The 12719-nt window shown below is 70.3% G+C and carries 9 protein-coding genes; 4 read left to right on the forward strand and 5 right to left on the reverse strand.

The window, feature by feature from the left end:
• Positions 1–72: 72 nt before the first annotated feature.
• Positions 73–2700: a DEAD/DEAH box helicase gene (locus HD596_RS15465; RefSeq protein WP_313044159.1), complete on the reverse strand. Its 2628-nt coding sequence runs from the start codon at positions 2698–2700 to the stop codon at positions 73–75.
• Between the two features lie 409 nt (positions 2701–3109).
• Here HD596_RS15465 and HD596_RS15470 point away from each other — a divergent pair, with 409 nt between their 5' ends.
• The 4 genes from HD596_RS15470 to HD596_RS15485 all read left to right on the forward strand — a co-directional run bounded on the left by HD596_RS15470 (position 3110) and on the right by HD596_RS15485 (position 8786).
• Complete coding sequence (locus HD596_RS15470; RefSeq protein WP_043629845.1) at positions 3110–3460, forward strand: STAS domain-containing protein; 351 nt, start codon at positions 3110–3112, stop codon at positions 3458–3460.
• Position 3461: 1 nt separating this feature from the next.
• Positions 3462–3881, forward strand: a complete 420-nt coding sequence (locus HD596_RS15475; RefSeq protein ID WP_185069915.1) for an ATP-binding protein — start codon at positions 3462–3464, stop codon at positions 3879–3881.
• A 1406-nt stretch (positions 3882–5287) separates the two neighbouring features.
• Positions 5288–7603 carry a sodium-translocating pyrophosphatase gene (locus HD596_RS15480; RefSeq protein WP_185069916.1) on the forward strand — a complete coding sequence of 772 codons (2316 nt, stop codon included), beginning with the start codon at positions 5288–5290 and terminating at the stop codon, positions 7601–7603.
• Between the two features lie 706 nt (positions 7604–8309).
• A complete protein-coding gene (locus HD596_RS15485; protein WP_313044162.1) occupies positions 8310–8786 on the forward strand; it encodes a SixA phosphatase family protein in 477 nt (158 codons plus the stop codon).
• Between the two features lie 170 nt (positions 8787–8956).
• Here the strand turns inward: HD596_RS15485 and serB are convergent, their stop codons facing one another.
• From serB to HD596_RS15505, 4 genes are all read right to left on the reverse strand, one after another.
• Positions 8957–10180: a phosphoserine phosphatase SerB gene (serB, locus tag HD596_RS15490; RefSeq protein WP_185069917.1), complete on the reverse strand. Its 1224-nt coding sequence runs from the start codon at positions 10178–10180 to the stop codon at positions 8957–8959.
• A 189-nt stretch (positions 10181–10369) separates the two neighbouring features.
• Positions 10370–10924 (reverse strand): DUF11 domain-containing protein, encoded by a 555-nt coding sequence (locus HD596_RS15495; RefSeq protein WP_185069918.1) that lies wholly within the window; start codon positions 10922–10924, stop codon positions 10370–10372.
• A gap of 101 nt (positions 10925–11025) precedes the next feature.
• A complete protein-coding gene (locus HD596_RS15500) occupies positions 11026–12036 on the reverse strand; it encodes an S-adenosylmethionine:tRNA ribosyltransferase-isomerase (protein WP_185069919.1) in 1011 nt (336 codons plus the stop codon).
• The gene (locus HD596_RS15505) at positions 12033–12689 is read right to left on the reverse strand and encodes an SDR family oxidoreductase (protein ID WP_185069920.1); all 657 of its coding nucleotides are present in this window, start codon (positions 12687–12689) and stop codon (positions 12033–12035) included. Before HD596_RS15505 ends, HD596_RS15500 begins: the two co-directional genes overlap by 4 nt.
• Positions 12690–12719: the final 30 nt, after the last annotated feature.

The following is a 12719-nucleotide window of genomic DNA, read 5'->3' on the forward strand; positions in this document are numbered from 1 at the left end:
GCCACTCGTATGGAAAAGGGCTGCCAGACGCCGCAGCCTCGGTGGCAGTTCTTGTGTGGATGTCGTGGCGTTTTACTGAGAAGACAGCAATGTGTTGAGGAGACGGACGGCGCCTCGTTTGTCGAGGGGCTCGTTGCCGTTGCCGCATTTCGGGGATTGAATGCAGGAGGGGCAGCCTCGCTCGCATTCGCATGAGGTTATGGCTTCGCGGGTGGCGGTCAGCCAGTCGGTCGCGCGGGCGTAGCCGCGTTCGGCGAAACCCGCCCCGCCCTCGTGGCCGTCGTACACGAAGACGGTGAGCAGTCCCGTGTCGGCGTGCAGTTCGGTGGAGACGCCGCCGATGTCCCAGCGGTCGCAGGTGGCGAACAGGGGGAGCAGGCCGATGGAGGCGTGTTCGGCGGCGTGGGCGGCACCGCCGAGGTCGATGCCCGCCTCGGCGAGCGGCGCGACCGCCGAGGCGGGGAGCGTCCACCAGACGGCGCGAGTGCGGAGGGTGCGAGGTGGCAGGTCCAGGGGCTCGTCGCCGAGCATCTCGCCTGATTGGAGGCGTCTCTTGAGGTACGACACCACTTGCCGGGTCACCTCCACCTCGCCGAAGTGGAGCGTGCCGGGGCCCAGGGGGTGGGAACGCTGGGTGGCGAGGATGGAAATGTCGGTGATGTCGCGAGCGAACGTCGTGAAATCCGGGGTCGCGCTGGACACCAGGGCGACCCCGGCCTCCAGGTCCAGAAGCTCCACCAGGAAGGTCTCGCCCTGATGGATGTAGACCGCGCCCGTGTGCACCGTCGTGTGCGCGGACGGCTCGTCCACGCTGCCCAGGAGGCGGCCGGTGGACGACTCCACGACCTGGATGGGCGCGCCTCCGCCGCCTCGGATGTCGGCGAGGTCGGTGGCGCGCTCCCGCTTGGTCCAGAACCAGCCCGCGGGGCGCCTCCTGAGCAGCCCCTGGGAGACCAGGTCGTCGAGGACCGTTGAGGTGGTGGTGCCGAAGATGGGCAGGTCGTCGTCGGTCAGCGGGATCTCGGCGGCCGCGGCGCAGAGGTGGGGGCCCAGGACGTACGGGTTGTCGGGGTCGAGGACGATCGCCTCCACGGGCTGGCCGAACAGGGCCTGGGGATGGTGGACGAGGTAGGTGTCCAGAGGGTCGTCCCTGGCGATCAGCACGGCGAGCGCGTCCTGGCCGTCGCGGCCCGCCCGGCCCGCCTGCTGCCAGAGGGAGGCGCGGGTGCCGGGCCAGCCCGCGATCAGCACGGCGTCCAGGCCTGAGACGTCCACGCCGAGTTCGAGGGCGTTGGTGGTGGCCAGGCCCATGATCGTGCCTGAGCGGAGGGCCTTCTCCAGGAGCCGGCGGTCCTCGGCGAGGTATCCGGCGCGGTAGGCGGCGATCTTGTTGGGGAGGTCGGTCCAGTCCGGCTGGGTGGGGGCGTCTGGGAGTGCCCAGGTGAGCGAGCTCTCCGAGGTCGGCTGGGTTGCCATGCCGTGGTGCTCTGAGGTGCTGGACGCCGGGTCTGCCGTGGAAGGCCCGCTGGTGGTCCGGGCTGGTTCCGGCGTGGCGGGGCCCACCGGCTCCGCTGTGCCCGATTGGCGGTCGCGGGCGGGATCTGGTTCCGGCGGGGCCGGTTGGGTGGTGCTGGTGGGCTCGGCTGTGTCCGGTCGGAGGCTGAGGGCGGGGGTCGTTTCCGGCGGGGTTGGCTGGGTGGTGCTGGTGGGCTCGGCTGTGCCGGGTTGGTGGTTGAGGGCGGGGGTCGTTTCCGGCGGGGCCGGTTGGGTGGTGCTGGCGGGCTCGGCTGAGCCGGGTTGGTGGTTGAGGGCGGGGGCCGTTTCCGGCGGGGTCGGTTGGGTGGTGCTGGCGGGCTCGGCTGAGCCGGGCTGGTGGGTGAGGGTGGGGGGCGTCTCCGGCGGGGTGGTGCCGGCTGTGGTCGGATGGCGGGGGGTTGAGGGGCGGAGGTGGCGGGTGGAGAGGGAGAAGGCTACGTCGGCGAGCTTGGCGCGGGCCGTCAGGGCGACCGTTTCGGCGCCGCGGCGGGAACGTACGAAAGCGAGCGTGCGGACGTCGGCCAGAACGAGGTCCGCCAGCAGATCCGCCGCCTCAGCCGTGGCCGTCCGCCGCACAGGGGCCCCTCCCTCGCCCCGTAGCTCGGTCAGGGGCGGCTCCCACAGCGCGATGGTGGTGGAACCCTTGGGCGAGGCGTCCACGGTCACCTCGTCCATCTCAAGCCCCGTCAGCCTCATCCCGAACGCGCCCGGCTCGCTGGCCGTCGCCGACGCGAGCAGGAACGTGGGGCGCGAGCCGTAACGGGCGCAGACGCGGCGCAGGCGGCGCAGGATCTGGGCGACGTGGGAGCCGAAGACGCCGCGGTAGCCGTGGCACTCGTCGACGACGACCATGCGCAACCGGCGGAAGAACGAGGACCACTGGGCGTGGCGGGGGAGGATGCTGCGGTGCAGCATGTCCGGATTCGTCAGGACGTAGTTGGCGTGCTGGCGCACCCACGTACGTTCCTCGAACGGCGTGTCGCCGTCGAAGCAGGCCGCGCGGAGCTGGGTGATGCGCAGCTCGCGCAGGCCGCGTAGCTGGTCGGCGGCCAGGGCCTTGGTCGGGGTCAGGTACAGGATCGTGCCGCCGTCGAGGCAGGAGGCGACGGCGGGAGTGAGGTACGCCAGCGACTTCCCGGACGCCGTACCCGTTGAGATGATCACGTTTCGGCCACGGAATGCCAGGTCGGCGGCCTCGTACTGGTGAGGCCAGAGTCCGGTCACCCCGCGGTTCGCCAAGCGCGTAACAAGTACTTCTGGCGTCCATTTGGGCCATCCCGCTTGACCCGCCCGACGTGCTGGAACATGCTCCACATGGGTGACACGCTCATGACGTGCGGGAACACCGAGCAGGTGGCGGAGGAGTGGACCCGCCTGTTGTGGGGAGGATGCGAAGGAAGTCACTGTTTCCAGTCTTGCATCGATGGGCAAAGTCGCCGGGAATCGTGATTTCGTATAGACACAAGCGAGACGCATGGTTGAATGCCGCGCGTCAGGGTCGGACGATCTGGGGCCACGCTCCAGATTGCCAGGCCCAAGAGAGTAGTTTCGCAGGCGAGGCGCTGGAGGATCTGTGGATCTGAAGTTGGATCACCGCACCGAAGACCGACTCACCATCGTGGAGGTCGAGGGTGAGATCGATGTCTACACGGCGCCGAGATTGCGTGAGCTCCTCATCGACCTGGTGAACAAGGGCAACTTCCACCTGCTCGTCAACATGGAGAAGGTGGACTTCCTCGACTCCACGGGCCTTGGTGTCCTGGTCGGGGGGCTCAAGCGGGTTCGTGCGCACGACGGCTCGCTCGAGCTGGTCTGCACGCAGGAGCGCATCCTGAAGATCTTCCGGATTACCGGTCTGACCAAGGTCTTCGGGATCTACGCTTCGGTCGACGAGGCCAAGGAAGCTCACGGCAAAGACAAGTAGCATGGCTACCGTCGAGCTGACGTTCAGCGCTCTTCCCGCCCATGTGCGGACCGCGCGGCTGGTGGCGACGGCGATCGCTCGCCGCACCGGCGTGGAGGAGTCCCTGCTGGACGAGGTCAGGCTCGCTGTGGGTGAGGCCTGCTCCCGGGCAGTCGAGGCGCACCGCGTCCACTGTCCGGGCGAGCCCATCCGCATCGAGCTGCGTGACGACTCCGGGCGTTTCGAAGTCACGGTCAGCGACCAGGCCCCCAGCGATGAGATCAAGCAGGAGCGGCCCCTCGATCTGGGCATGCTCTCTGACTCGTTCATGTCAGGCTTCGGCCTCGCGGTCATCGAGGGCTTGGCCGACGACGTCGAGGTCTTCCCCAGCCCGAAGGGCACCAACATCCGCATGAGCTGGCCCGCGGCCGCCAAGGTCTGAGCCTGCTCCGCCGCCTCGCTTCGCCGGGCGTCCCTGGGGGGCGTCCGGCGTGGGGGGTTTCTGGGTTCTGTGGTCAAAAAGCCCATCTTGTACGGCGGAGCACGGGCGGCGCCACCCGCCGTACGTGGCTGAGCGCCTCCAGGGAGACGCCCGCTGACCCGCACGTGGCCGGCCGCCGTCACGGCGCACGGGCACCGTGGCTTCCGTCTTCCGCTGGACCTACGGGGTGAACGGGGTTCGTCGAGCGGAGTCGGTCTTAACGGGCGGCCCCCGACGGGCGAATGGGGTTGGTTGGCGGGCTGTCGCGCGGGGCGAGTGCGTTCGCGGGGAGGGCGGCCCTTCTGGCGCCTCCGACGGGCATATCCCGTTTGTGACCGGGCTGCCACGCGGGGCACGCGGTTCGCGGGCTCGGCAGGCGGGCAGGCGGAGTGGGCGGTTTCGTGGCGGGGCGGCTCCTGCCGTCGCGTTGCGGGTCCCGGTGACGGGGCGATGGGCGTTGCGGTCGTTGGACGTGGTGCGGTCCGTGGCGTGGCGGGCGTTTGACGGGGTCGTGTCGATGGCGGCGGTGGGCGTTGCGGTCGTTGGACGTGGTGCGGTCCGTGGCGTCGGCGGGCGTTTGACGGGGTCGTGTTGATGCCGGGCGGTGGGCGTTGCGGTCGTTGGACGTGGTGCGGTCCGTGGCGTCGGCGGGCGTTTGACGGGGTCGTGTTGATGCCGGGCGGTGGGCGTTGTGGTCGTTGGATGAGGTGCGGTCCGTGGCGTCGGCGGGCGTTTGACGGGGTCGTGTCGATGGCGGCGGTGGGCGTTGTGGTCGTTGGATGAGGTGCGGTCCGTGGCGTGGCGGGCGTTTGACGGGGTCGTGTCGATGGCGGCGGTGGGTGTTCCGGTCGTCGGATGAGGTGCGGTCCGTGGCGTCGGCGGGCGGCCGATGAGGCCGTGGCGGCGGGGGACGGATGGGGTGGGTGCCGGTGAGGGGGCCGCGTGCCGTGTTCTAAGCGGCGGTGCCGTGGTCCGGTGGCGGTGGTGGGGTGCGGTGACCGCGGTGGGTGGGTGTTTCGGGGGTCGGCTTCCGTCTCTCGGGTCCCTCCGGCATCGCTCCAGGCGGCCCGAGTTTCGGTCTGTCGCTATCCGGAGGTTTTCATGACCGTAAACCCGGGGAAATTTCGCCTGTCAGGCCGCAAACCGGCCCGCTGTCAGGGGATTACTGGACGCGCGCACAATTAGCCACCTCGAGAGCCTTCATATCCGTTCAGTGCCTGCGTAGACTCCCGGCACCGGCCAAGGTGATCCGGCGGAACGCGGATTCAACCGGAAGCGGCACCCACAACCCGGATGGTGCCGCAACACCCGCCGAGGAAAACTGCAGCACCGCCCGGGCAGGACGACCGGTCTTGCCGAGGAGAACGATGAGCAGGCACATGCTGGCAGCGGAGCCAGCGTCCAATCTGGCCCTGAGTGGAAACAATCTCACCATCGTGATCGTGGTCGCCGCGGTCGCACTGATCGCACTAGCCGTCGCAGGCGGCCTGGTGCGCGAAGTGCTGTCCGCCGGCCAAGGCACGGAGCGCATGCAGAACATCGCGCGTGCCGTACAAGAAGGCGCCGCCGCTTATCTAGGGCGCCAGTTCCGCACATTGGCGATCTTCGTCGTCGCGATACCTATCCTGTTGCTCCTGCTACCGGGGGAAACGGAAGTAGTCGTCGGACGTTCGATCTTCTTCGTGGTCGGGGCGGTTTTCTCCGCGCTGACTGGTTTCATGGGCATGTGGCTGGCCGTGCGCGGGAATGTCCGTGTCGCCGCCGCGGCCAACGAATCGGGCGAGAAGCGCGCCATGCGCATCGCGTTCCGTACCGGCGGCGTGGCCGGGATGTTCACCGTGGGCCTCGGCCTGTTCGGCGCGGCCGTGGTCGTGTTCATCTACCAGGGCAACGCCCCTGGCGTGCTCGAGGGATTCGGGTTCGGGGCGGCGCTGCTCGCGATGTTCATGCGAGTCGGCGGCGGCATCTTCACCAAGGCCGCCGACGTCGGCGCCGACCTGGTCGGCAAGGTCGAGCAGGGCATCCCGGAGGACGACCCGCGCAACGCCGCGACCATCGCCGACAACGTGGGCGACAACGTCGGTGACTGCGCGGGCATGGCGGCCGACCTGTTCGAGTCGTACGCGGTCATGCTGGTCGCCAGCCTCATCCTGGGCAAGGTGGCCTTCGGCGAGCAGGGGCTGGTCTTCCCCCTGATCGTTCCCATGGTCGGCGTGATCACGGCGATCATCGGCATCTTCGTCACCGGAATGCGCGACCGCGACCGCAACGGCATGTCGGCGATCAACCGCAGCTTCTTCATCTCGGCCGCGATCTCCGCGGTGCTCGTCGCCGTGGCCGCGTTCCTGTATCTGCCCGACAGCTTCAGCGGCCTGACCGGCGCCACCGTGCAGTCCGACGCCGACCCGCGGTTCATCGCCATCGGCGCGGTGCTCATCGGCCTGGTGCTGGCCAGCGCCATCCAGCTGCTGACGGGCTACTTCACCGAGACCAACCGCCGTCCCGTACGCGAGATCGGCGAGAGTTCGGCCACCGGCCCGGCCACCGTCATCCTGGCCGGCATCAGCGTCGGCCTGGAGTCGGCCGTCTACTCCGCCCTGGTCATCGGCGGCGCGGTCTACGGCGCGTTCCTGCTGGGATTCGGGAACGTGACGATCGCGCTGTTCGCGGTGGCCCTGGCGGGCACCGGCCTGCTGACCACGGTCGGCGTCATCGTCTCCATGGACACCTTCGGGCCGGTCTCCGACAACGCGCAGGGCATCGCCGAGATGTCGGGCGACGTCGAGGGCGAGGGCGCCCGCGTCCTCACCAGCCTGGACGCGGTCGGCAACACCACCAAGGCCATCACCAAGGGCATCGCGATCGCCACGGCCGTGCTGGCGGCGACCGCGCTGTTCGGAGCCTTCCGCACCGCGGTGGAGGGCGCGCTGGCCGAGGCGGGCGGGGCGGTCAAGTCCGCGCTTGGCGAGTTCGCCACCTTCTCCCTCAGCGTCGACCAGCCGAACGCTCTGGTCGGCCTGGTCATCGGGGCCGCGGTCGTGTTCCTCTTCTCGGGGCTCGCGATCATGGCGGTCGGACGGGCCGCGATGCGCGTGGTCTTCGAGGTACGCGACCAGTTCCGCAACAAGCCGGGCATCATGGACGGCTCGGAGAAGCCGGAGTACGGCCGGGTCGTGGACATCTGCACCCGTGACTCGCTCCGCGAGCTGGCCACGCCCGGTCTGCTGGCGGTCATGACGCCGATCGCGGTCGGGTTCGCCCTCGGGTACGCGCCGCTGGGCGCGTTCCTCGCGGGGGCCATCGCGTGCGGCACGCTGATGGCCGTCTTCCTGTCGAACTCCGGTGGCGCCTGGGACAACGCCAAGAAGCTGGTGGAGGACGGTCACCATGGCGGCAAGGGTTCGGAGGCGCACGCCGCCACCGTCATCGGCGACACGGTCGGTGACCCGTTCAAGGACACGGCCGGGCCTGCCATCAACCCGCTGATCAAGGTGATGAACCTGGTGGCGCTGCTGGTCGCGCCCGCGGTGGTGCAGTATGCGGGCAACCCGGCCCTGCGGATCGGCGTCACGGTGGTGGCGGTGGCCGTGGTGGTGGGGGCCATCGTGGTGTCCAAGCGGCGCTCCGTGACCACCGAACCGGCCAACAACGACAACCGCGAGCAGCAGCCCGTGGCCTCGTAACACCCGCAATACGCTGGAGAGACGCCCGCCCTACTGCGTAGGGGCGGGCGTCTCGTCTTTCCGGGCTCTCCTCCGGGACTTCGGAGGCCCGGGCTCGCTGGTCGTCGGCTTCTGCGCCGTGCGGGCGGTCGATGGCGTGTCGTTGGGCGATTCGCGGCAATCGGGGCGGGGGCGGGCTGCGGCGCGCGGGGGCGATCGGCAGGGGTGGTGGGGGCGCGCAGGTCTTGCGCGGATGTAGGACCTGCGCGGGGTGTGTGGTGGTGCGGGCACATAGGAGGAGGCGCGGGCGTGCGCGAGATGGGGGTGCGCGGTGGTGTTGGCTTGTTGGAGGTGGGGGTGCAGTGGTGCAGGCGTGCGCGAGGTGTGGGGCTTTGCGGCGGTGCGGGCGCTGGGGGCGCGTGGGCTGCATGGCGGGACGGGCGTGTGGCGGTGCATCGGGTTGCGGGTTGCGGAGGGGCTGGCATGCGGGGTCTGCGGTGAGCCTTCTCGGCATCACCCGCGAGTCCCATGCGCCTGCACCCGGCGGCAGGGGCGGGGGTGAAGGCGGGCGTGGGGGCGAGGTGGCTCGGTGGGAAACTGGGGCCCGTGAAAGGTGACAAGCAGCCCAGTGGTGGGAAGACCCTGGGCCTGATTCTGCTGGGGATGCTCGTCATCCTGGCCGTGATCGTCGGGCTGGCCGTCTGGGCTTCGAGGACGGGGTGAGCTGGTGCGGACCTTGATTGTGCTGCGGCATGCGAAGGCCGCCCACGTTCCCGGGCTGGCCGATCGGGAGCGGCCGCTGACGGGGCGGGGCGAGCGGGACGCCAAGCGGGCGGGCGACGAGATACGGGCGGCCGGGCTCGACCCCGACGTCGTGCTGTGCTCGCCGGCGCTCAGGACCAGGCGCACCGCCGAGATCGCCTTTCCCGAGGCGGAGGTCAGCTACGAGCGGGACATCTATGAGGCGTATCCCGATGAGCTGCTGGAGCTGGTCCGCCGGGTGGATCCCGAGGTGGGCACCGTGGTGCTGTGCGGGCACAACCCGGGTGTGCACGAGCTGGCCGTGGGGCTGGCCGGAGGGGAGTACGTGTTCCGGCCGGGCGCGTTCGCGGTGATCGAGGTGGAGTCCGCCTGGGAGGAGCTCTGGATGGGTGAGGGGCGCTTGGTAACGCTCTGGGACCCTAAGGAGGAGCAGGAGCACTGAAGGAACGACCCCAAGGAGCACGGAAGGGGCCCAGTGGACACTGAGGCCCCCGAGGGGCACGGAGGGGTCCAATGGGCGGTGAGGTTCCCCAAGGACCCCGGGGACCGTTCCCAGAGCCCGGAGAGCCCATCCTGGGGCTCCAGGATGGGCAGGGTGTTGGGGGGTGAGGGTCAGCCGGCGGTGAAGGTGGCGCTGTCCTCCGCGTCCGCCGCCTCCACCTCGTCCCTGGAGATCCCCAGCAGGTAGAGGATCGAGTCGAGGTAGGGAGTGTTGACCGCCGTGTCGGCCGCCTGCCGTACCACCGGCTTGGCGTTGAACGCCACCCCCAGCCCGGCCACCGCGATCATGTCGAGGTCGTTGGCGCCGTCGCCGATGGCCACCGTCTGCGAGATCGGCAGGCCGGCCTCCTTCGCGAACCGCTCCAGCGCCCGCGCCTTGCCCGGCCGGTCCACGATCTCGCCCACGACGCGACCGGTCAGCCGCCCGTCGATGACCTCCAGGACGTTCGCGGCCGAGTAGTCGATCCCGAGCTCCTCCACCAGACCGTCGGTGATCTGCGTGAACCCGCCGCTGACGATGGCGAAGCGGTAGTCGAGCCGCTTGAGCGTGCGGACCAGCGTGCGGGCGCCGGGCGTGAGCACGACCTCCTTGCGCACCTCCTCGAACACCTCGGCCGGCAGCCCCTCCAGCAGCGCCACCCGGCGCCGCAGGGACTCGGCGAAGTCGAGCTCGCCGCGCATGGCCTGCTCGGTGACCTTGGCGACCTCGTCCAGGCAGCCGGCGTGGGCCGCGAGCAGCTCGATGACCTCGCCCTGGATGAGGGTCGAGTCGACGTCCATGACGATCAGGCGCTTGGCGCGGCGCGACAGGCCGGTGCGCTGCACGGCCACGTCCACCTCTTGGACGGCCGCCTCGGCCGCCAGCTCGACCCGTAGCGAGCTGGGGTCGGCGCCGGAGACGGACAGCTCGATGCAGGTGACGGGCCATTGGGCGAGGCGTTCGATGCGGTCGATGTTCGCGCCGGCGGCGGCGATGCGTCCGGCGATGCCCGCGATGGCGGCGGGCTGGAGCGTGGCGCCCAGCACGCTGACCGACAGGCGGCCGCGGCGGCGCTGCTCCTTGGCCTGGGAGCCGGTGGAGAGCTCCACCTCCATGCCGAGGTCCTCGGCCACCCGCTCGACCGCGGTCCACATGGCGCCGAGGGTCGTGCCGGTGCCCGTCGGGGGGCCGCCCGCGTACGTGACGAGCACGCCGAGCGTGAGCCGGCCGCGAATGACGACCTGTTCGATGTCCGCCACAGTCACTGGAAAGGCGGACAGAACGGAGAAAAGCCGCGAGGTGACTCCGGGCCGGTCGGGGCCGGTCAGGGTGATCAGGAGGCTGCGCTGGTCCACATCCAGCCACGGTACTGCGCCCGGCCCGATGCTCGCGAAGCAGGGCGGGCATTCGGGCGCGGGCGCAGCGGTGTCACGTCACGGTGGACGCGGCTCGAAACGCTCCAGTGGCTCGAAGCGTTCCAGCGGGTCGAAACGTTCCGGGGTCGAAACGTTGCAGCGGGTCGAAACGTTCCAGAGAGCGGCGTACTAGCGGACGATCTTGGTCTTGACCGTCTTCACGTAGCCGTGCTCGGGGATGCCGAGCCGCTCGAGCTCTTCCTTGCTCATGTTCTCCATGCCCGTCTGGACGTCGTAGGAGACCACGCCGAGCTTGGCGGTCTGCGTGCCGGTCGCCGTCTTCTTGAGCTTGGTCTCGAAGATCAGGGCGATGGATTCGCCCTTCTCCAGGATCTTGGGCACGAGGCAGAAGAACGCGCGGCCCTCGAGCCCGCACTCGGTGTCCTTGACGCTCGTCCGGTACATGATCCGCCTGAGGTCGACCCCCTTGGGGAACTCGCCGCCGACGAAGTAGGCGTCGGCCTGGTAGGGCCCCTTGTTGGTGGCGACGATGGTGAAGTTGAGCTTGCCGCCGGCCTTGGCCGTCTTCGCGGCCTTCACTTTGACGTCGAAGACCGAGAACGGCTCGTCGGCGACCGTCGTGGCGGAAGCGGAAGCGGAAGCGGAAGCGGAAGCCGGAACAGCCGGGACAAGCAGGGCCGCGGCCAGCAATGCCAGCGACGCGGCCTTGGTCAGGTTACGCATTAAACGTCTCCGGTGAGGAAGTGGTCACGGGGAGGCGCACACAGTAGAAGCCCCCGTAAATGCCCGCTGTTCCTATCATGTTGGCAAAATCTATGTAAAGGCTATTTCTTCAGAATCAAGTGCGTGTCACCGAACTCGTGCCACAGATATGCGTTCTGTAGCGCCTCCCCGTACGCCCGGGCGAGCGCCGCCTCGCCCGCGATCGCGGACAGCATGAGCAGGTGGCTGGAGCGCGGCTCGTGCAGCCCCGTGATCAGCCCCGTGACGGCCCGTACGCCGGTCTGCGGCGTGACGATGTGCCTGGTCCACCCGGCGGCCGCGCCGACCAGCCCGTCCGCCCCGACGGCCGTCTCCAGGGCCCGTACGACGGTGGTGCCCGCGGCCACCACCCGGTTGCCGCTCTCGCGCGCCAGGTTGACCAGCCGCGCCGTGGCCGCCGGCACCTCGTACCGCTCGGCGTAGGGCGGCTCGTCCTTCTCCGGCGAGGCGACCCCCGTGTGCAGGGTGATCGGCGCGATCCCGATCCCGCGTGCCACGAGCGCCGTCACCAGTTCCACGGTGAACGGCCGCGCCGCGCTCGGCATCTCCGCGCTCCCGGGCACGGTCGCGAACACGGTCTGGTACGCCTCGATCGGCCAGTCCTCGCTCACGTACGAGTAGCGGATCGGCGCCCCGTGCGCCCGCAGGTACGGCTCCACCTCCCGGTCCAGCGACGCCCGCCACAGGCGCGGCGTCTCCCGTTCGATCAGCCGCAGCGTGGCCCGCCCGGGCAGCGGCAGCCACTCGCCGGGCTCGCCCCCGCCGTAGGGCTCGGTGGCGGTGGCGGTACGGCGGCGCAGCTCGACCAGCCAGGTGCCGTCCTCCCTGGCGGTGGAGAAGTGCACGGCCAGCCGGTCGAGCCGGACGGCCGCGGGCAGGGTCGCCGAGTTGTTCACGACGATCAGGTCACCGGGGTCGAGCAGCCCCGGCAGGTCGGCGAAGTGGTGGTGGGAGGGGGCGAGGTCGCCGCGCGAGACCATCAGGCGTACCGCGTCCCTGGACATCCCCCGCGCCTCGGGAGGCTCGCTCGCCGACAGGCCCGGCGGCAGCGCGAAGTCGAGCGCGACGGTCATTGCAGGCTCACTTTGCCGCTGGCCGGACGGGACCGCACCAGGTCGTGCAGCGCGGCGGCCACCTTGGCTGGGTCGGTGGCGGACGCGGCCTCGTCGGCGCCCACGGCGTCGGCGAGCATGCGGGTGTTCATCTCGCCGGGGTCGGCCCACCAGACCCGGATCGCGGGCTCCTCGGCCGACAACACGTTGGAGAGCTGCTCCAGGGCCGCCTTGGTGGCGCCGTAGCCGCCCCAGCCCTCGTACGCGCCCGTGGCGGCGTCCGAGGTGATGTTCACGACGGCCCCGCCCGCCGCGCGCAGGGCGGGCAGCGTGGCCTGGATCAGCGCGAGCGGGGCGGTGACGTTGGTCTCCAGCAGCACCCGGAACGCCTCCAGCGGGTAGCCCGCCAGCGGCGGCAGCGGCGTCACGCCGAGGTCGCTGGCGTTGTTGACCAGCAGGTCCAGCTCGGGCGCCGCCCGGGCCAGCCGCTCGACGTGCGCGGGCTCCGTCACGTCGCCCGGGATCGCGGTGGCGCCCAGCTCGGCCGCGGCCCGCTCCAGGTCGTCCGCGCCGCGGGCGGTGAGCACGAGGTTCCAGCCGGCGCCCGCCAGAGACCTCGCCAGGGCGAGTCCGAGACCGCGGGAAGCGCCGGTGATGAGTGCGGTGTTCGTCATGGTGCCGACGTTAGAAACGCCGCGGGCGGC

The sequence above is a fragment of the Nonomuraea jabiensis genome (genome assembly GCF_014204795.1).
Classification (GTDB): domain Bacteria; phylum Actinomycetota; class Actinomycetes; order Streptosporangiales; family Streptosporangiaceae; genus Nonomuraea; species Nonomuraea jabiensis.